Here is an 18,743-nt window from a genome sequence, read left to right as displayed (position 1 = left end):
GCCTCACACGAAACAGGGGAGACGTCCGTGGCAAATCCGTTCAGTCTGCAGGGCAAGGTCGCGCTGGTCACCGGCGCCAACACCGGTCTCGGCCAGGGCATTGCGGTGGCGCTTGCCGAAGCGGGCGCGGACATCGCCGCCGCCGGCATCCAGGCGCCGCGGGAGACGGAGGAAAAGGTGCGTGCGCTCGGCCGCCGCTTTGTCGCGATCGAGGCGAACCTGTCGAGCGTGGAGCCGATCGGACGCGTCGTGCGCGAAACGCTCGACGGCCTGGGCGGACTGCACATCCTGGTCAACAACGCCGGTCTGATCCGTCGTGCCGACGCGGTGGATTTCACCGAGAAGGACTGGGACGACGTGATGAACGTGAACATCAAGGCCGCGTTCTTCATGGCGCAGGCCGCGGGCCGGCACATGATCGCCAGCGGCGGCGGCAAGATCGTCAACATCGCCTCGATGCTGTCGTTCCAGGGCGGCATCCGCGTGCCGTCGTACACCGCGAGCAAGAGCGGCATCGCCGGCATCACGCGCCTGCTCGCCAACGAATGGGCGAACAAGGGCATCAACGTCAACGCGATCGCGCCGGGCTACATGGCGACCGACAACACCGCGCAGCTGCGCGCGGACGAAGCGCGCAGCGCGGAGATCCTCGGCCGCATCCCCGCGGGGCGCTGGGGCACGCCGGCGGACCTGGGCGGCGCGGCGGTGTTCCTGGCGTCGAGTGCGTCGGATTACGTGAACGGCGCGATCCTGCCGGTGGATGGTGGGTGGCTGGCGCGCTGAGTACCGCGGTGCGCTTCCCCGGGTGCGCTTCGCTTACCCGGGCTACAAGAGCGTAGTTGCCGGAAGGGAGAGATGACGTGAATCGACGCATCCGCTTCATCGCCCACGCATCGATCGTTGCCACGTGCGTGACCACCGCCCACGCCGCCGAACCGCGCCGCGACTCCTACGTCGAGAATGCGCGCGACATCGCGGTGCAGCAACCCGGCCCGCACGAAGGCGAAGGCACCACGACCGCCTACCCCTTCTTCGAACAGGCCGAAGGCTTCGACATCGTCTTCCGCCAGCGCGCACTGCATCCGGGCGCGACGATCGGCGAGCACCGCAACGACAAGGACGAGATCTACTACGTGCTCTCCGGCCGCGGCGAACTGCTGCTCGACGGCAAGCGGCGCGAGGTGGGCGCCGGCGACGCGATCCTCACGCGCGATGGCAGCACGCACGCGCTGGTGCAGCGCGGCGATGAGGACCTCGTGATCATCGTCGTCTATCGCAGGCGCGCGCAGCGCTGAGGCGCATCCGCGCGAAGTCGACGGTGAAGATGCCGTGAGGCGCGCGCACAGCGCATGAAGGCGGCCTTCATTCGCCCTGTCTTAACCGGCGCCGGACCAGCATGAGGCATCGTCCAGCGAAGGAGGCATGCCGATGGCATCGAGCAAGCGCGAACTCATCGCCCCGAACGGCGACAAGCGTTACGTGCGTCGCGACGAGAAGGGACGCTTCAAGGAATCCGACGACGTCGGCCGCTCGTTGTCGCAGGATCGCCGCCGTCATTCCGACACCGAAGTGAAGTCCGGCCAGGGCGATCGCGGCGACCAGAAGCGTCGCTGAGGCCGCACGCATGAACGGACGCCAGATCGTCATCGCGATGGTGATCATCCTCGCCATCGCGGTGATCGCCTACATGTACCTGCACAGCCGCGAAGCGGCGCCGCTGCAGGACCCTTCGCCGGATGCGACGACGACGTCGCTGGTGGAAATGCGCGACGCGACGGTGTGACCGGACGCATCGGCGTCATATCGCCACGCGCCGCCCGATCTCGATCAACCGGTTGTCGGGGATGCGGAAGAACGATGTCGCCGGCAGCGCGTTGCGCGTGAGGTAGGCGAACAGGTGGTCGCGCCAGTGGGCCATGCCCGTGCGGTCGCCGGAAATCACGTCCTCGCGACTGGTGAAGAACGTGGTCTGCATCAGGTCGAAGTGCAGGCCGTGGCCGCCGCAGGCTTCCAGCGCGCCGGGGACGTCCGGCGATTCGGCGAACCCGAAGCGCGCGCAGATGCGATGGAAGTCGTCCCCCTGCGAGTCGATGCGCACGCGCTCGTCCGGCGGCACATGCGGTTCATCCAGGATCACCACGGTCAGCAGCACGTTGCGTTCGTGCAGCACGCGGTTGTGCTTGAGGTTGTGCAGCAGCGCCTGCGGTGCGTAATCGGCATCGTTGGTCAGGAACAGCGCAGTGCCCGGCACGCGCGTGGGCGGGTGCTCGCGCAGCGACTGCATGCACGGCCCCAGCGGCAGGCTGTCGCTGCGATTGCGCTGCGCCAGCAGCTCGCGACCACGACGCCAGGTGGTCATCACCACCAGCGCGACGACGCCCAGCAGTATCGGGAACCAGCCGCCGCTGGCGATCTTCATCAGGTTCGCGGCGAAGAACGCCAGGTCCACCGCGAGCATCGCCGCGCCCAGCGGCACCACCACGCCCCACGACCAGCGCCACACCCGGCGCATCACCACGATCACCAGCACGGTGGTGGCGAGCATCGTCCCGCTGACCGCGATGCCGAACGCCGCGGCGAGCGCGGCCGAGGTGCGGAACCCCAGCATCGCCGCGAGCACCAGCAGCAACAGCAGGCCCGATACCAGCGGCAGATGGATCTGCCCGCGCACGCGCGAGGAGGTGTGCATCACGCGCATGCGCGGCAGGTAGCCGAGCTGGATGCACGCGCGGACCATCGAGTACGCGCCGGAGATCACCGCCTGCGAGGCGATCACCGTCGCGGCGGTCGCGAGCGCGATCATCGGGAACAGCCCCCACTGCGGCACGGTCCGGTAGAACGGCCGCATCGACGCGGCAGGATCGAGCAGCAGCACCGCGCCCTGGCCGAAGTAGCTCAGCAGCAGGCATGGCAGCGCGATCGCGGTCCACGCCACGCGGATCGGCCGCGCGCCGAAGTGACCCATGTCCGCGTACAGCGCCTCCGCGCCGGTGAGCACCAGCACCGTCGCGCCGAGCGTGGTGAATCCGGCGAAACCGTTGCGCTGGAAGAACTCCCACGCGTGCAGCGGATTCACCGCGACCAGCACCCGCGGCTGGCGCAGCATCGCGAAGAAGCCGAGCAGACCGATCGCGACCAGCCACGCCAGCATCACCGGGCCGAACACCGCGCCGACGCGTGCGCTGCCGAAGCGCTGCAACGCGAACAGGCCGAGCACGATCGCCACGCTCGCCGGCAGCACCCAGGGCGCGAGGCCCGGCGCGGCCACTTCCACGCCTTCCACCGCCGAGAGCACCGACACCGCCGGCGTGATCACGCTGTCGCCGAAGAACAGCGCCGCGCCCGCGAGGCCCGCCATCACGACCCAGTTGCGACGGCGCGGATGCTGCATCAGCGACGAACGCGCGAGCGCGAGCAGCGCCATGATCCCGCCCTCGCCCTTGTTGTGCGCGCGCATGACCAGCAGCACGTACTTGAGCGAAACCGCGCCGACCAGCGCCCAGAACGCGAGCGAGACGACGCCGATCACGTTGGCCGGCGTCGGCCGCACGCCGTGCACGCCGAAGGCTTCCTGCATCGCGTACAGCGGGCTGGTCGCGAGGTCGCCGAAGACCACGCCGAGCGCGGCGAGCACGAGCGCGGGGAGCGCGGTGGACGGCGCTACCGGCGTGCTGTCGCTGGGGGTTTCGGCATTCCGCATCGATCCGCGCTGCGTGGGCCTGGCGGCAGTACAGCGGAAGGGCGGTTACGATGGGATGTGGGAGGTGTATGGCGCTGCGTCCGGATGCGGATCAGTTCGCCGCGCTCTTGAGCCCCTCTCCCTGCGGCGGCGTAGAAGCCCCTCTCCCTCCTGCGACCGAAGGGAGTGCAGAGCTGGAGGGGTTGGGGTGAGGGTCGGGGCGTGAGGACGTGCTCGGACTTGCGATGCTCGCTTCACGAAGGCAACGAACACACGCAGAAGAGAAACAGCCTTTGTAGCCCGGGTAAGCGAAGCGCACCCGGGGCACCGGGCGCCTCCCCGGGTGCGCTTCGCTTACCCGGGCTACAAGAGCTGGGATGGGTTGGGTGAGGGTCGGGGCGTGCGACGCGGTGAAGGACGAGAGCAGAAACAACAGCTCAGCCCGGCACCGCCCCACCCTCGCCGTCCGGAGCCTGATCGTCACGCCCAGCACGCCGCCCGCGCAACGCCTCCGCCGCTTCCTCCGACACCGAACGCAGGTGCAGATCCTGCTGCGGGAACGGCAACTCGATCCCCGCCTGGTTCAGCGCGCCGTACACGCGCGTGACCAGGTCGCTGCGGATCGTCGCGGAGTTGTCGTAGTCGTACGTCCACGCGCGGATGCCGAAATTCAGCGCGCTCGCACCGAAGCCCAGGAACAGCACCACCGGTTCCGGATTGGAGACGATCCCCGGCGTCTGCAGCGTCGCGTGATGCAGCAGCGCCGACAGTTTCGCCGGATCGGAGCCGTACGCCACGCCGATGTCCACGTCGAGCCGGCGGTTGCGGTCCAGCAGCGTCCAGTTGGTCAGCTTCTCCGACAGCAGCGTGCCGTTGGGCACCACCACGTCGGCGCCGTCGAAGGTCTTGATGGTCGTGGCGCGCATGCCGATCTCGCGCACGCGGCCGGACGTGCCGGTGATCTCCACCACGTCGCCCGGCTGGATCGGCCGCTCGAACATCAGGATCAGGCCGGAGACGAAGTTGTTCACCACGTTCTGCAGGCCGAAACCGATGCCCACGCCGAGCGCGCCGAACACGAACGCCAGCTGCGTCATCTTGAAGCCCGCCGCCGTCAATGCGACCAGCGCGCCGAGCAGCAGCACCGCGTAGTACGTGAGCGAGGCCACCGAGTTGCCCACGCCGCGCGGCAGCGACATGCGCGTGAGCACTTCCTCCTGCAACAGGTAGCGCGTGGCCTTCGCGGCCCAGAACGCGACGTAGATCGAGACGAAGAACACCAGCACGTGACCGAGGCTCAGCGAGAACTCGCCGACCTGGAACGAATGCGTGAGCACCGATTCGGCGACCGCGTACGCCGGCCGGAACACGCGGAACCGGTTCATGGTGAACACGATCCAGCCGACGATCGCGGCGAAGGTCAGCACGCGCATGATCAGCGTGAGCAGCGGCGTCGCGTGCTCGCGCACCACGCGCAGGCGCGCCTGACCGCCGCGCGCGAGCAGCAACCGCAGCAGCGCGACGATCACCGTCATGCCCGCGTACAGCACCAGGCCGAAGTAGCCGCTGTCGATCACGCCACTGTTGAGCATCTCGGCCAGCGAGACGTTACCGATCACGTTCGCGACGATCGACACCGCCAGCAGCACCACGCTCACCCAGGCGCCCACGTGCACCGCGCGGCCGAAGCCGTCGCGCAGCCACGCGTTGCGCTGCCGGCGCGCGCGCCACAGCAGCCACGACGTCAGCACCAGCGCGAGCGTGGCCAGGCCCAGGTGGTACCAGCGGTACACCAGCGCGTTGGCGAGGAAGAAGAACGCGATGCGGCCCAGCAGGTACAGCGCGGTGGCGACGTACGGCCACACGCCGAGCACCCGCCGGCCCTCCGGCGGCAGCAGGCGCAGCACCGGCACCAGCGCGACCAGCATCGCGAACTGGTGCGCGAGCAGCGGCGCATCCGGCTCGAACGCCAGCACGCCCATCATCGACAGCAGCAGCCACGCGGAGAACGGCCGCTGCAGCACGCGCGTGGTCGCGTCCAGCGGTTCGGGTTCGGCGCCGGCGCGCTCGGCCTCGCGTCGAGCCCGTCGCGCGCGCCACGAGAGCAGCAACAGCACCGGCAGCAGCAGCACCTGCAGGACGTGCAGCGCACGCTGGTTGCCGAAGTCGGACGCGCCGTATTCGGTGAGGAAACGCGCCTCGATGCCCAGACCCTTGCGGATCGAGCTGATCGCATCGTCGGAATCGCCCGTCGGCTGCCGCGCGAGCCACAGCGGGGGCGAGTCGAAGCGGATCAGGCGGCGGTCGATGTACTCGATCGCCTCGGCCACCGAACGCAGGCCGGTCTGGATGCGCGCATCGACCAGGTTCGCGCGGCGGCCGAGCGCGATCTGCCGGGCCAGCGGCGCGGACAGCGCCTGTTCGGCCGTCCTGAGTTTCGCGACCAGCGCATCCACGCGGCTGGCCAGCGCCGCCGGCAGGTTGCCGCCGCGCGCCTGCTCCTGCGTGGCTTCCCAGTCGGCGCGACGCTGCGCGAGCTGCGACGCGCTCTGCGCGTAGGGCGCGGTCGCGGCGCGCATGTCGTCCTGCCAGCGCGCGAACAGGCGCGCGTCGAACTTCCAGTGGCGCTCGAAGCTTTCCAGCCGCATCACCGGCAGCTCGCGCAGCTCCCCGGGGCGGAACATCTTCGCCTTCTCGTCGACGGAGCGCGCGATGGCGTCGAGCCGCGGCGCGAGCTGCTCGCTCGGATCCTCCTCGCGCGCGCGCAGGATGATGGCTTCGGCGAAGCGCTCGTCGGCGTCGGCGCGCAGTGCGATGTCGGCGACGGCGACCGCGGCCGGTTCCTTCGGCGCGGGCGCGGTGCCCGGTACCGGCGTGGCGGCCTTGTCCTGCGCGAACGCCGGCGCGATGGCGAACGCCAGCGACAACAACGCACCCAGCCATCCCGTGGATCGACGCATCGCGCACTCCGGTGTTCTGGGCGGGAGTCTAGGGGAATTCGGGCTTCGCGCGCGCGCGTCCCGCCCTGCCCCTCTCCGCACGCGGGAGAGGGCGCGTCGGCCTTACTTGCGCTGCGTGCGGATCCAGTCGTCCACCGACGCCTCCAGCACCGCCAGCGGCACCGCGCCGTTGCCGAGCACGAGGTCGTGGAAGGCGCGGATGTCGAAGCGGTCGCCCAGCTGGTCGCGCGCGCGTTCGCGCAGTTCGACGAACTTCAGGTGGCCGATCTTGTACGAACACGCCTGACCGGGCTGCACGAGGTAGCGGTACACCTCGCTGCGCACCTCGGACTCCGGCATGCCGGTGTGCGCGCGCATGTAGTCGATCGCCTGCTCCGGCGTCCAGCGCTTGCGGTGCAGGCCGGTGTCCACGACCAGCCGCACGGAGCGGAACAGCTCCGCGCGCAGGCGGCCCAGGTCGCCCCACGGATCGTCGCGGTACAGCCCCATCTCCGCCGCCAGCTGCTCGGCGTACAGCGCCCAGCCTTCGGTGAACGCGCTGGGATTGAGGCTGCGGCGCAGCATCGGCAGGTCGGTCAGCGTCTGCGCGACGGCGATCTGGAAATGATGGCCGGGCGAGCCTTCGTGGTAGGTCAGCGTCGGCAGGCTCCAGCGGGTGTTCGCCTCCAGGTTGCCGAAGTTGACGAAGAAGATGCCCGGACGCGAGCCGTCCATCGCAGGCTGGATGTAGTACGCGCCGGGCGCGTTCGCCTCGGCCTCCTTCGGCACCGGGCGCACGTCCAGCGGCTGCGGCGGCGTGCGGCCGAAGTACTCCGGCACGTGCGGATCGAGCTTCGCGAGGTTGCGACGGATGTCGGCGATCAGCTCCGCGTGGCCGGCCCCGGTGTCCTCGTACTGGAAGCGCGGGTCGGTCAGCAGCGCCGACATGCGCTCGCCGACGGTGCCCTCGTCGCGGTCCTGCGCGCGCAGGCGCGCGTCCATCTCGCCCTCGATGCGGGCGACTTCCGACAGTCCCAGCGCGTGGATCCGGTCGGCATCCATGTCGGTGCTGGTGTTCCAGCGCAGCGCGGCGTCGTAGAACGCGGCGCCGTCCGGCAGCGCCCACACGCCGCGATCGCCCGGCTTCTTCGCGATCTCCTCGTCCAGGCGCGCGAGCAGGCGTGCGTAGGCCGGGTTGGCATCGTCGCGAACGGCCTGCACGGCCTGCCTGAGCAGCTCGGCGCGGCGCGGCTCGGGCACCTTCAGCGCGGCGAGCCTGGGTTCGAACGACGTCACCAGCGGGCTCTTCGCCGGATCGACCGAGATCAGCGCGCGGATCTGCGACGCCGCGCCTTCCATCGCGGTCTGCGGCGGCAGCACGCCCTGCTTCGCCTGCATGTCGAAGTTCGCGCGCACCTGGTCGATCTTCGTTTCCACCGCGTGCAGGCGCGAGACGTACGACACCGCGCCGGCCTCGTCGCGCACGGGATGCTGGTTTTCGAGGAACCCCGGCAGCGACACCGGGATGCTGAAGAGCTGGTCGACGGCGTACGTCGAGGCGCCCGCCGGCAGCCATGCGGGCGTCCAGTCGGGTTTCATCAGGTCGATCTGGGTCTGGTAGAACCAGCTCAACAGCCCGTAATTCCAGCGCTCCTGGCCGGTGAGGCGCTTCGGATCGAAGTGCTTGAGCTCATCGAGGTTGCCCTGCATGCGCGCGCGCAGCTCGGCGCGGCGCGGCAGGCCGACGTCGGTGAGCTGGCCCGACAGGTCGATGCCGTCGCCCGACAGACCAAGCAGCGTGCGCAGCTCCGGGTTGCGCCGGACCTCCTCCATCGTCTGGCGGTCCATCATCGAGCCGACGGTTTCGGCCTGTTCGAAAGCGGCGACCGGCGAAGCCGCCGCGAGCGTCGCCGACAGCACCAGCGCGAGGGAAAGACGGGTCATGCGCACTCCGTTTGCGCCGGGCGGCATGCCCGGCAAGGGCGACATCCTCGTTGCCAATCGCCGCCGCGTCGAGTACCTGCTGTGGCGCGAGTGGTGGGACGTGCGAAGCGGGGCGCGAGAAGTGAGAAGCGGGGAGCAGATCGGCTGCCTCGCCCGCTCCTCACGCCGCATCCGTCACCGCATGGCCCACGCCAGGCCCACGTACCCCGATCGGACGTCGCCCGGCATGAAGTTCGCCTGGTCCTCGCCGGGCGCGTCGGCCATGGGGCGTGAGACTGGAGATTGGAAGAGCCGCTCACGTGAGTCGCCCTTTGCCCTCATCCCGGCGAAGGCCGGGATCCAGACCGCACTCCGGGCACTCCCACACCGTCAACCCACCTCACCGTCATTCCAGCGAAAGCCGGAACCATTCTGCTCTTGCGCGGCGCGTCCAGCGGCAGAAGCGGACATCATGATGGCTTCCCGCTTTCGCTGGAATGACGGAGAAGTGAGCCGCCTTCGCCGCGATGACGAGTCCACGCGCTCCGCCCGACGCACGACGACACCTCACCCGCACGCATGCAAGCGCCCCGACTCACCCCGAATAGAACCGATCCGCCACCCCCAACGCCGCGTCCACGATCGCCAGCCCCTCCCGCAACGTCGCTTCCTCGATATTCAGCGGCGGCACCACATGCAGGCGATTGCCCATCACCAGCGGCCACACGCCCAAACGCCGGCATTCCGCCGCGAACTGCATCATCGGCGCATTCGTCTCGCCGCTCGCGTTGAACGGCACCAGCGGCTCGCGCGTGGTGCGGTCGCGCACCAGTTCGATCGCCCAGAACGCGCCGAGCCCGCGCACGTCGCCGATGCTTTCGTGCCGCGCCATCATCGCGTCCAGCGCCGGCCCGATGACCGTCTCGCCCAGCGCACGCGCACGTTCGACCAGGCTTTCCTCGCGATAGATGCCGATGCACGCCACCGCCGCCGCGCAGGCGAGCGGATGGCCCGCGTAGGTGAGGCCGCCCGGATACGCGCGCGTGGCGAAGCTCGCGGCGATCGCATCGGAAAGGATCACGCCGCCCAGCGGCACGTAACCGGAGTTCACGCCCTTCGCGAACGTGATGAGATCGGGCACCACGTTCCATCGGTCGATCGCGAACCACTGCCCGCAACGACCGAAACCGGCCATCACCTCGTCGGCGATCATCACGATGCCGTGCGCGTCGCACAGCGCGCGCACGCCCTGCAGGTAGCCATCCGGCGGCACGAGGATGCCGTTGCCTCCGACCACACTCTCCATCAGGATCGCCGCGATGGTGTGAGGCCCTTCGACCGCGATCGTGTCCGCCAGGTGCGCCAGCGCGCGATCGCATTCCTCCCGCGCATCGCGGGCGTGGAATGCCGAACGGTACGGATACGGCCCCCAGAAGCGCGCGATGCCCGGCATGCCCGGTTCCGCCGGCCAGCGTCGCGGATCGCCCGAGGCGGTGATCGCGCCCGCCGTCGCGCCGTGGTAGCTGCGATACATCGTCAGCACCTTGTGGCGGCCGGTGTGCAGGCGCGCCATGCGCATCGCGTTCTCGACCGCCTCCGCGCCGCCGTTGGTGAAGAACACGCGGTTCAGGTCGCCCGGTGCGACTTCGGCGATCAACCGCGCCGCCTCGCTCGTCGCCGCGTTCGCATGGTATGGCGCCACGGTGCACAGCGTCTGTGCCTGCGCCTGGATCGCGGCGACCAGTTTCGGATGCTGATGGCCGACGTTGACGTTGACGAGCTGGCTGGACAGGTCGATCCAGCGTCGTCCGTCCTCGTCCCAGAAGTGCGAACCGGATGCGCCGGCGACGACGGTGGGGTTCAGCGTGTCGATCGCCGACCACGAATGCAGCACATGCGCGCGGTCGTCGCGGCGCGCGATCGACGGCGCCGTCGCGCCGGCGCCCTGGGGAGACACTTCACGCATGGCGTTTGCTTCCGCGACGGACTTCAGGGAATGAAGGTCTGTTCGGGATCGTCGAACGACTTGAATTCCAGCGCATTGCCCGACGGATCGAAGAAGAACATCGTCACGTGCTGGCCGGGCTTGCCCTTCAGGCGCAGGTGCGGTTCCTCGGCGAACTCGACGCCGGCGTCCTTCACGCGCCGCGCGAGCGTCTCCCACGACGTGCGGTCCAGGTTCATCCCGAAGTGCGGCACCGGCACCGCTTCGCCGTCGAAACGGCCGGTCTGCAGCGGCGCGCCGTCGGGCGCGATGTGCGCGACCAGATGGTGGCCGAAGAAATCGAAGTCCTGGTACGACACGTCGCTGCGTCCTTTCGGGCAGCCGATCACCTCGCCGTAGAAGCGGCGGGCTTCGTCGAGATCGCGCACGGGAAACGCGAGGTGGAACTGGGTGATCTTCCTGGCCGGGGATTCGCTCACGAGACGGCGCCCCGCTGCGTGGCGCACGCGTCGAAGATGTTCTGCCAGAAGCGGTTCCACGCGGTGATGCTGCGCTCGTAGCCCTGTGCGAGCTCCGGCAGCGCGGAAGGTTCGTCCTGGATGTAGCGGTCGATCGCCGCGCGCGTGAGTTCGCCGTGCACGATGTCCTCCTCGCCGGCATGGATCGTCCAGAACTCCCAGTCGATGCGATCGGCGTTCTCGCGCATGAACGGATGTTCGCGCAGGTGTTCGAACATCACCGACAGGTACGTCTGGCACAGGCATTCGCCGCCCATGCCGCGCAGGCCCACGCCGAACGCGGGCTCGCGTTCCCACAGCTCCTGCGTAAGCTCGCCGAGGATGCGGCGGTTTTCCGGAAGTCCGCGATCAAGACGCTCGCGCGGCACGCCGATGCTGGCGAGGAAGCGGTCGTAGATTTCCGGATGCGCGCGCGACGCATCGCCTTCGCCGAGTTCTTCCGAGAGGATCTGGCTGAGCAGGCTGCGCAGCCCGCCGAAGGGAAGTTTCGCGAGCAGCAACGCGAGATCGCTGATGTACTCGATGGTGAAGAACCGGTACTGCGTGCAGAACTCGCGCAGCGATTCGACCGGCATGTCCTCCAGTGCTTTCATCTTCTGCGCGGCGAGCGCCTCGGTGGCTTCCTTGGCGGCGTCGGCGAAGTTCCAGAAGCTCTGTCTGTCCCATTCACCGTGAGGCATCGCGACGGGAAAGGACGGCGTGGCGAGTGGGCTCAGGCTGTTTTCCAGGGACATGCATCGGGTCCGGTTGGTGCGCATCGCATGCGACGCATGCATTGCGCGAGTTGGCGTGCGAACACGAATTCCGGCTGGAGCATACCCCGCGGAAATCATGGCAAGGTTCACTCGCCGTTGACCCGCAGTTCTCGTTTTTTCGGCCTGTTTCACCTGTTTCGGCGCACTCGCTCAGGTTTGCGAAGACGCCTTCACGGATGCGCGCGCATTCATGTTCGGCAAGCGAACAGCGTGGGTTCATCTTCATTCGCCGGGTGCGTGCGAGGCTCGGACTCGACGACCACGCCTGCTGATGGGGACCGCTCCACCACGGAAAGGTCAAGCGAAGAGGAGCCGCGCCCGATGTCGAACACGCGCGTCCAGGACCACGACAGCGTGAAGCTGCTGTGGACCGGCGGATGGGATTCCACGTTCCGCCTGCTGCAATTGCTGTTGCGCCATCGCGTGCCCGTCACGCCGTACTACCTGGAAGACCCCACGCGTCCGTCGACGGCCACCGAGATCGCCACGATGGCGCGCATCGCCGAGCGGCTGTACGAACGCTTTCCGCACACGCGCGAACTGCTTCATCCGCTGCGTCGCGCGGCGGTCGCCGACATCGAGGTGGACGAGGACATCGCCAGCGCCTTGCGCGAGATCCGCGGACGCATTTTCATCGGCAGCCAGTACGCGTGGCTGCCCGCGTTCTGCCGCCGCGAAGCGCTCGACGGCATGGAGCTGGGCGTGCACGTGGACGACAAGGTGCAGGCGGTGCTGCGCGACTGCACGATGGAGTTCGACCACCCCGCCGGATTCCGCAGCGTGCGCGTGGACCCGGCGCGCGCGGGCGCGGCCGAGCGCCTGCTGTTCGGGCGCTTCACCTTCCCGCTGTTCCAGGTGGACAAGCGCGACATCGAGCGCGACGCGCTCGCGGCCGGCTGGGGCGAACTGATGGAAATGACCTGGTTCTGCCACAAGCCCGTGCACGGCAAGCCGTGCGGCTTCTGTCCGCCGTGCGTGTACACGATCGAGGAAGGCCTGGCGCGTCGCGTGCCGCAGTCGCGGCGGATGCTGTCGTTTTTCTATCGCAGCGTCGCGCTGCCGTTGAAGACGTCGCTGCGGCAGATGCGTGCATCGCGGCAGGGGCGGAGATCGTCGCCGGAGTCGCGGGCGCGGAACGGCTGATCGCCTTTGTAGCTTTTGTAGCCCGGGTAAGCGAAGCGCACCCGGGGACACCTTGATGGAGCGTCAACCCGGGTGCGCTTCGCTTACCCGGGCTACAGAAGCGCGGAACCCGGGTTCTGCGAACCCGGGTTGCAAAACGCGTTTACCAGATACGAACGCGCTTTTCCGGCGGCAGGTACAGCGCATCGCCCGGCTTCACGTCGAACGCGCGGTACCACGGATCGAAATTGCGCACCGGACCGTTCGCGCGGTACATGCCGGGCGAGTGCGGGTTGGTCTTGATCAGGTTGAGCAGCGATTCGTCGCGGTACTTGCCCTTCCAGATCTGGCCGAAGGCGAGGAAGAAGCGCTGGTCGCCGCTGAGGCCGCCGATCACCGGCGCAGGCTTGCCATGCAGGCTCAGCTGGTAGGCGGTGTAGGCCATCGAGATGCCGCCGAGGTCGCCGATGTTCTCGCCCATCGTCAGCGCGCCGTTCACGCACTGGCCTTCCAGCGGGCAGTAGCTGTCGTACTGCGCGCCGAGCGCCTTCGTGCGCTCCTCGAAGCGCGCGCGGTCGGCGTCGGTCCACCAGTTGCGCTGGATTCCGTCGGCATCGGACTTGCTGCCCTGGTCGTCGAAGCCGTGGCCCATTTCATGGCCGATCACCGCGCCGATGCCGCCGTAGTTCACCGCCGCATCCGCATTCACGTCGAAGAACGGAGGCTGCAGGATCGCGGCCGGGAACACGATCTCGTTGAAGGTCGAGTTGTAGTACGCGTTCACCGTCTGCGGCGTCATGCGCCATTCGTCGCGATCGGTCTTCTGGCCGACGCGGCGGTTCTCGTCGCGACGCTCGAAGCGGCGCATCTCGATCGCGTTGGCGAGCAGGTCGTCCGGCACGATGGTGACGCTGGAGTAGTCGGTCCACTTCGTCGGATAACCGATCTTCGGACGGAACGTGGACAGCTTGCGGTAGGCCTCGGCCTTGGTCGCCTCGCCCATCCAGTCCAGCTGCTGGATGTTCTGGCGCAGCGCGGCGCGCAGGTTTTCCACCAGCGAATCCATGGCGGCCTTGGATTCGGCCTTGAAATAGCGCGCGACGTACAGCTCGCCCACGGCATCGCCGAGGCCGCCGTCCTTCGCGCCGACGATCGCGACGGCGCGCTTCCAGTCGTCCTTCTGCGCCTTCTGGCCGGCGAGCACCTTGCCGTTGAACTCGAACGACGCGTTGTCGATCTCGCGGCTGAGCAGTTCGGCGTTGCCATCGACCGCGTGGAAGGCGAGGTAGTCGCGCCACACCGGCAACGGCGTCGCGTTGACGACGTCGAGCACCGGCTGCACGGCGTCGGGCGTGACGACGTTGACGCGGTCGGGCTGCGGCATTTCCTGCGCTTTCAGATGCGCGGCGAAGTCGTAGGACGGGAACTGCTTCTGCAGGCCGGCGAAGGTGGAGACGTTGTAGGTCTTGTCGCGATCGCGACGCTTGGCGCGCTCCCACTGCGGCCTGGCGAGCGCGGTCTCGAGTTCGAGCACCTTCCGCGCGCGCGCTTGCACGTCCTTCGCGCCGGTGAAGGCGAGCATGCGCGCGATGTGCGCGACGTAGGCCTCGCGGATCTTGACGAAGCGGGCGTCCGGATTGGTGTAGTAATCCTTGTCCGGCAGGCCGAGGCCGCTGACGTTGAGGCTCACCAGGTACGCGTCGGGGTTCTTGCGATCCAGGTCCACGCCCAGGCGCACGGGCGAGGCGCTGGCGTCGAGGTCGGCGTTGGCGAAGGCGTTGACGAGGTCGTTCTTCGACCTGATCGCGTCGATGCGCTTCAGCACCGGTTGCAGCGGCGCGATGCCCTTCGCGTCGCGCGCGTCGCGGTCCATGTAGCTGGCGTAGAAGTCGCGGACCTTGCGGTCATTGCTGCCCGGCGCGAGGTCGCCCTTCGTGCGCAGCGCTTCGATCAGCCCGTGCACCTGCTCCTCGGAGCGGTCGCGCAGCGCGTTGAACGAACCGAAGGAAGTCTCGTAGTCCTTGAGCTGGTAGGTCTTCAGCCAGGTGCCGCTGACGTAGCGGTTGAAGTCGTCGCCCGGCTTGACCGAGGTGTCGCGGGCGCTCAGGTCGACGCCGAATTCGCCGAGCTCGGGCTTGCCGGCCGGCGCGTCGGCGGCGATCGAGGCGGTGGAGGCCAGGCCGAGCGCGAGGGCGAGGCTCAGGGACGAGAACTTCATGGGTGGTTCCGGCAAGGATGGAACCGTCGAGGCTAGCCGCGCCGCATGGGGCTGTCGCGTGACTTTGGTGGGGTTTCCAGGGCGCGATCGCGATCTGCGTCGCGGGCGCCCATTGCGGCAAAGCGCACCGCCACGGCCCTCATCTCACCTTGCTGTCGTAGCCCGGGTACGCGAAGCGCGCCCGGGGAGCGCGTGACATCGCTGTGCCCCGGGTGCGGCCGATGGCCTTGCCCGGGCTACAAACGCCGGTCCGGCCATCGCCTAGTGGGAGAGGGGCTCAACCGCCGGCTGCTTCGCCCGCTTGTTTCGCAGCCGTGCCCGACCCCGCACCGCCCAGCTCGTACAGGTAGTCGACGTACGACATCACCGCCCCATCGAAGCCCTGCACCTTCGGATTCGTCGATTCGATGAGGAAGAATTCGTCGGGCGCGTGCGCACCGCCGCCGTGACCGAGGCCGAAATGCCCCGCCGGCAGCGACAGCGGCGGCTGGGTGAACACGAAGCCCGGGTACGAGCCCGCCAGGCGCGGCCACAGCAACGGCTCCACGCCACTGCGACGCAGCACCGCGACCTGCGCCTGGATCAGCTTCGACGCCGCATCGGTCGTGGTCGGGTCGTAGCCGCCGCTCACGTTCACCGCGATGTCGCCGTAGCCGCGCTTGCGCAGATGCGCCTTCAACGCCTCGACCGCGCCGTCGCGCGTCATCGGTGGCACCAGGCGCATGTCGATCTTCGCCACCGCGCGATGCGGCAGGATGGTCTTGCCGCCCGGCCCCGTGTAGCCGCCGACGAGGCCTTCGATGTTGATCGTCGGCTGCGACACCAGGCGTTCGTTCGCCTTCTCCCACGACAGGTCGTCGATCCAGCGCGGCACGCCGAGCGTCCGGCGCGCAATGGCTTCGTCGCGCGCGCCGACGGATTTCGCGATCTGCGCGCGCTCTTCCGCGGTCAGCGGGGCGGGTTTCGGGAAACCTTCGACCGTGATGGTGTTTCCATCCTCCGACACCAGCGTGTCGAGCGCCTTCACCAGCCGCCACGCGGGGCTGTCGACCATCGCCTTGAGCGAGGAATGCACGTCCTTCGACGGCCCGCGTCCCCAGGTCTTTCCGTCGGCGACGAGTTCCAGCTCCACCACGCCCTTCGCGCCGAGGTTCACCGTCACCGCGCCTTCGGGGTCCTGCAGTCCCATCGGCATGAACACGCCGATGCTCTTCTTCAGCGCTGTCTGCACGTCCGGACGCAGCACCAGCTTGCCGATGTTGGGCGAACCGATTTCCTCCTCGCCCTCGGCCACCAGCACGAGGTTCACCGGCATCTTCTGCCGCGCATCGCGGATCGCGTGCAGCGCGGTGAGGAAGGCCATTTCCGGGCCCTTCTGGTTGGTCGCGCCGCGCCCGACCATCGCCTTGCCCAGGCCCGGCTTGTCGACGATGCGCGCCTCCAGCGGCGGCGAGGACCATTCGGCCGGATCGAACTGCTTCACGTCGTACATGAAGTACACGCCGACCGTGGTCGCGGCGCCCGCATCGAGCGTGGCGAACACGCCGGGCTTGCCGCCGGTGTCCACGACCTCCACGTGCTGGAAGCCGGCCTCGCGCGCGAGCTTCGCCATGTGCTCGGCGCCCTGCTTCGCGTTGAGGTCTTCGGCCGCGATCGACGGCAGCGCGATCCATTCCTGCAGCGCCTTCACCGCCGTGTCGTGCCGCTGGGCGACCTGCGCCTGGATCGCGGCGCGGTCGTGCGACTGGGCGAGTGCCATTCCCGATGCCATCGCCGACAGCGCGAAGGCGGTCAACCCGATCGCACGAAGCCGCGCGCGACGCCCGAAAACCGATGCAGCCATACACCGTCTCCCCAGCCGTGGTCGTGTCGCGAGTCTAGCGGGGGATCGGCGCGCGATGTGCCAAGTCTGCCACGTTGCTGGACGATGGCCGCCGCCTTTGGCCGCGCGCCTTTGTAGCCCGGGTAAGCGAAGCGCACCCGGGGGCGCGGGGATCGGCGAACGGATACGCAAAACCCGGGTGCGGCCTTCGGCCTTACCCGGGCTACAGAAGCTGGATGATGGCCATCGCCTTCGCGCGCGCGCCTTTGTAGCCCGGGTAAGCGAAGCGCACCCGGGGGAACGGGCATCGGCGAACGGATACGCAAAACCCGGGTGCGGCCTTCGGCCTTACCCGGGCTACAGAAGCTGGGCGATGGCCGCCACCTGTGCGCGCGCCTTTGTAGCCCGGGTAAGCGAAGCGCACCCGGGGGCGCGGGGATCGGCGAACGGATACGCAAAACCCGGGTGCGGCCTTCGGCTTTACCCGGGCTACAGAAGCCGGACGATGGATCGCCTGCGCGCGCGTGCCTTTGTAGCCCGGGTAAGCGAAGCGCACCCGGGGAACGGGGATCGGCGAACGGATACGCAAAACCCGGGTGCGGCCTTCGGCCTTACCCGGGCTACAGAAGCTGGACGATGGCCGCCGCCTGTGCGCGCGCCTTTGTAGCCCGGGCAAGCGAAGCGCACCCGGGGAACGGGGATCGGCGAACGGATACGCAAAACCCGCGTGCGGCCTTCGGCCTTACCCGGGCTACAGAAGCTGAAAGCAGGCATCGGCCGCAGGCTCAAGCAAGCGCGATCACGCCCGGCGCGGCAGCTTCCAGTCCGGTCGCACGAAGTGGCAGGTGTAGCCGGTCGGGTAGTGCTGCAGGTAATCCTGGTGCTCCGGCTCGGCTTCCCAGAACGGGCCGGCCGGCGACACTTCGGTCACCACCTTCCCCGGCCACAGGCCGGATGCATCGACGTCGGCGATGGTGTCTTCGGCCACGCGCTTCTGTTCGTCGTCCGTGTAGAAGATCGCCGAGCGGTAACTGGTGCCGATGTCGTTGCCCTGGCGGTTCTTCGTGGTCGGATCGTGGATCTGGAAGAAGAACTCCAGGATCTGCCGGTAACTGAGCTTCTCCGGATCGAACACGATCTCGATCGCCTCGGCATGGGTGCCGTGGTTGCGATAGGTGGCGTTGGGCACGTCGCCGCCGCTGTAGCCCACGCGCGTGGAGAGCACGCCGGGCATCGCGCGGATCAGCTCCTGCATGCCCCAGAAGCAGCCGCCGGCGAGCAGGGCGGTTTCGGTACGGGTGCTCATGTGGTTCCTCCGGATCGATGGACGCGCCGGACGCATCGCATCCGGCCCCTCCACGATGGGGGCGCGACGAGCGACCCTCAAGCGCGCGGCGGCTCAGTAGCGGGACGGATCGTCCTGCTCGGGCGGCGTGGTCTCCGGCGGCGGATTCGACGCGCCCGGCGCGGTCGAATCGTTGCTTTGCGCTTCCGGCGCGGGTGCGCCGGGCTGCTCGGACTGCACCGGCTCGGACGCATCGCCCGACGTCGGCGGCGTGGTCGAGTTGCCGTCGCTTTCGCGGCGATCGCAGCCCGGCATCGTCATCGCGACGCCCAGCAGGATCAACAGCACATGCATGCGGCTCATCGTGTCCTCCTCGTCATGTCGATGGATGTCTTCCGTGCATCGACGGGTTCGATGGAACCGCAGGGGTGTGCATGGAATCGTGAAGCCGGGACCCGGGGCTCGCGAATGCGATCGGCGTTTGAGACCGGTTCGACGACGTGGCACGCCGAGCGACATCGTTCCCTTCGGGAACAA

General features: G+C 68.6%; 15 protein-coding genes. 5 read left to right on the top strand and 10 right to left on the bottom strand.

Going from position 1 to position 18,743, the window contains the following annotated elements:
• Positions 1 to 27 precede the first annotated feature (27 nt).
• From kduD to AC3ANK_RS01550, 4 genes are all read left to right on the top strand, one after another.
• A complete protein-coding gene (gene kduD, locus AC3ANK_RS01565; protein ID WP_484171940.1) occupies positions 28 to 783 on the top strand; it encodes a 2-dehydro-3-deoxy-D-gluconate 5-dehydrogenase KduD in 756 nt (251 codons plus the stop codon).
• A 77-nt stretch (positions 784 to 860) separates the two neighbouring features.
• On the top strand, positions 861 to 1,295 hold the full coding sequence (locus tag AC3ANK_RS01560) for a cupin domain-containing protein (RefSeq protein WP_484171939.1): 435 nt from the start codon (positions 861 to 863) through the stop codon (positions 1,293 to 1,295).
• A 133-nt stretch (positions 1,296 to 1,428) separates the two neighbouring features.
• Entirely contained in the window at positions 1,429 to 1,614 is a 186-nt protein-coding gene (locus AC3ANK_RS01555) for a hypothetical protein (protein ID WP_206860292.1), read from the top strand.
• Between the two features lie 10 nt (positions 1,615 to 1,624).
• A complete protein-coding gene (locus AC3ANK_RS01550) occupies positions 1,625 to 1,783 on the top strand; it encodes a hypothetical protein (RefSeq protein WP_484171938.1) in 159 nt (52 codons plus the stop codon).
• 15 nt (positions 1,784 to 1,798) lie between these two features.
• On the opposite strand, the gene AC3ANK_RS01545 is transcribed toward AC3ANK_RS01550, so the two are convergent.
• The 6 genes from AC3ANK_RS01545 to AC3ANK_RS01520 form a co-directional block, all read right to left on the bottom strand.
• Entirely contained in the window at positions 1,799 to 3,700 is a 1,902-nt protein-coding gene (locus AC3ANK_RS01545) for a potassium transporter Kup (protein WP_484171937.1), read from the bottom strand.
• 416 nt (positions 3,701 to 4,116) lie between these two features.
• Positions 4,117 to 6,639: a mechanosensitive ion channel domain-containing protein gene (locus tag AC3ANK_RS01540; RefSeq protein ID WP_206860295.1), complete on the bottom strand. Its 2,523-nt coding sequence runs from the start codon at positions 6,637 to 6,639 to the stop codon at positions 4,117 to 4,119.
• A gap of 102 nt (positions 6,640 to 6,741) precedes the next feature.
• Entirely contained in the window at positions 6,742 to 8,562 is a 1,821-nt protein-coding gene (locus AC3ANK_RS01535; protein WP_484171936.1) for a DUF885 domain-containing protein, read from the bottom strand.
• A 574-nt stretch (positions 8,563 to 9,136) separates the two neighbouring features.
• On the bottom strand, positions 9,137 to 10,507 hold the full coding sequence (locus AC3ANK_RS01530) for an aminotransferase class III-fold pyridoxal phosphate-dependent enzyme (RefSeq protein ID WP_484171935.1): 1,371 nt from the start codon (positions 10,505 to 10,507) through the stop codon (positions 9,137 to 9,139).
• Positions 10,508 to 10,530: 23 nt separating this feature from the next.
• Positions 10,531 to 10,965, bottom strand: a complete 435-nt coding sequence (locus AC3ANK_RS01525) for a VOC family protein (RefSeq protein WP_484171934.1) — start codon at positions 10,963 to 10,965, stop codon at positions 10,531 to 10,533.
• Positions 10,962 to 11,738: an iron-containing redox enzyme family protein gene (locus tag AC3ANK_RS01520; RefSeq protein ID WP_484171933.1), complete on the bottom strand. Its 777-nt coding sequence runs from the start codon at positions 11,736 to 11,738 to the stop codon at positions 10,962 to 10,964. The genes AC3ANK_RS01525 and AC3ANK_RS01520 overlap by 4 nt, the downstream gene beginning before the upstream one ends.
• A gap of 342 nt (positions 11,739 to 12,080) precedes the next feature.
• Here AC3ANK_RS01520 and AC3ANK_RS01515 point away from each other — a divergent pair, with 342 nt between their 5' ends.
• Positions 12,081 to 12,902: a hypothetical protein gene (locus tag AC3ANK_RS01515; RefSeq protein ID WP_484171932.1), complete on the top strand. Its 822-nt coding sequence runs from the start codon at positions 12,081 to 12,083 to the stop codon at positions 12,900 to 12,902.
• A 142-nt stretch (positions 12,903 to 13,044) separates the two neighbouring features.
• Here AC3ANK_RS01515 and AC3ANK_RS01510 read toward each other — a convergent pair whose 3' ends face one another.
• The 4 genes from AC3ANK_RS01510 to AC3ANK_RS01495 all read right to left on the bottom strand — a co-directional run bounded on the left by AC3ANK_RS01510 (position 13,045) and on the right by AC3ANK_RS01495 (position 18,569).
• A complete protein-coding gene (locus tag AC3ANK_RS01510) occupies positions 13,045 to 15,099 on the bottom strand; it encodes a M13 family metallopeptidase (protein ID WP_484171931.1) in 2,055 nt (684 codons plus the stop codon).
• A 277-nt stretch (positions 15,100 to 15,376) separates the two neighbouring features.
• The gene (locus tag AC3ANK_RS01505) at positions 15,377 to 16,858 is read right to left on the bottom strand and encodes a M20/M25/M40 family metallo-hydrolase (protein WP_484171930.1); all 1,482 of its coding nucleotides are present in this window, start codon (positions 16,856 to 16,858) and stop codon (positions 15,377 to 15,379) included.
• Positions 16,859 to 17,720: 862 nt separating this feature from the next.
• Complete coding sequence (gene msrA / locus AC3ANK_RS01500; protein WP_484171929.1) at positions 17,721 to 18,227, bottom strand: peptide-methionine (S)-S-oxide reductase MsrA; 507 nt, start codon at positions 18,225 to 18,227, stop codon at positions 17,721 to 17,723.
• Positions 18,228 to 18,320: 93 nt separating this feature from the next.
• The gene (locus tag AC3ANK_RS01495; RefSeq protein ID WP_206860302.1) at positions 18,321 to 18,569 is read right to left on the bottom strand and encodes a hypothetical protein; all 249 of its coding nucleotides are present in this window, start codon (positions 18,567 to 18,569) and stop codon (positions 18,321 to 18,323) included.
• Positions 18,570 to 18,743 lie beyond the last annotated feature (174 nt).

This window comes from Lysobacter sp. SCRH-1R (assembly GCF_057747855.1).
Note: the sequence above shows the minus strand (reverse complement) of the source record. Positions and strands in the feature narration are given on the sequence as shown.

Bases quoted from the DNA above. Each gene is read 5' to 3' on its own strand.
- AC3ANK_RS01550 (WP_484171938.1), top strand. From the start codon at position 1,625: ATGAACGGACGCCAGATCGTCATCGCGATGGTGATCATCCTCGCCATC.
- AC3ANK_RS01555 (WP_206860292.1), top strand. From the start codon at position 1,429: ATGGCATCGAGCAAGCGCGAACTCATCGCCCCGAACGGCGACAAGCGT.
- AC3ANK_RS01535 (WP_484171936.1), bottom strand. From the start codon at position 8,562: ATGACCCGTCTTTCCCTCGCGCTGGTGCTGTCGGCGACGCTCGCGGCG.
- AC3ANK_RS01495 (WP_206860302.1), bottom strand. From the start codon at position 18,569: ATGAGCCGCATGCATGTGCTGTTGATCCTGCTGGGCGTCGCGATGACG.
- msrA (WP_484171929.1), bottom strand. From the start codon at position 18,227: ATGAGCACCCGTACCGAAACCGCCCTGCTCGCCGGCGGCTGCTTCTGG.
- AC3ANK_RS01505 (WP_484171930.1), bottom strand. From the start codon at position 16,858: ATGGCACTCGCCCAGTCGCACGACCGCGCCGCGATCCAGGCGCAGGTC.
- AC3ANK_RS01520 (WP_484171933.1), bottom strand. From the start codon at position 11,738: ATGTCCCTGGAAAACAGCCTGAGCCCACTCGCCACGCCGTCCTTTCCC.
- AC3ANK_RS01540 (WP_206860295.1), bottom strand. From the start codon at position 6,639: ATGCGTCGATCCACGGGATGGCTGGGTGCGTTGTTGTCGCTGGCGTTC.
- AC3ANK_RS01510 (WP_484171931.1), bottom strand. From the start codon at position 15,099: ATGAAGTTCTCGTCCCTGAGCCTCGCCCTCGCGCTCGGCCTGGCCTCC.
- AC3ANK_RS01545 (WP_484171937.1), bottom strand. From the start codon at position 3,700: ATGCGGAATGCCGAAACCCCCAGCGACAGCACGCCGGTAGCGCCGTCC.
- AC3ANK_RS01515 (WP_484171932.1), top strand. From the start codon at position 12,081: ATGTCGAACACGCGCGTCCAGGACCACGACAGCGTGAAGCTGCTGTGG.
- AC3ANK_RS01530 (WP_484171935.1), bottom strand. From the start codon at position 10,507: ATGCGTGAAGTGTCTCCCCAGGGCGCCGGCGCGACGGCGCCGTCGATC.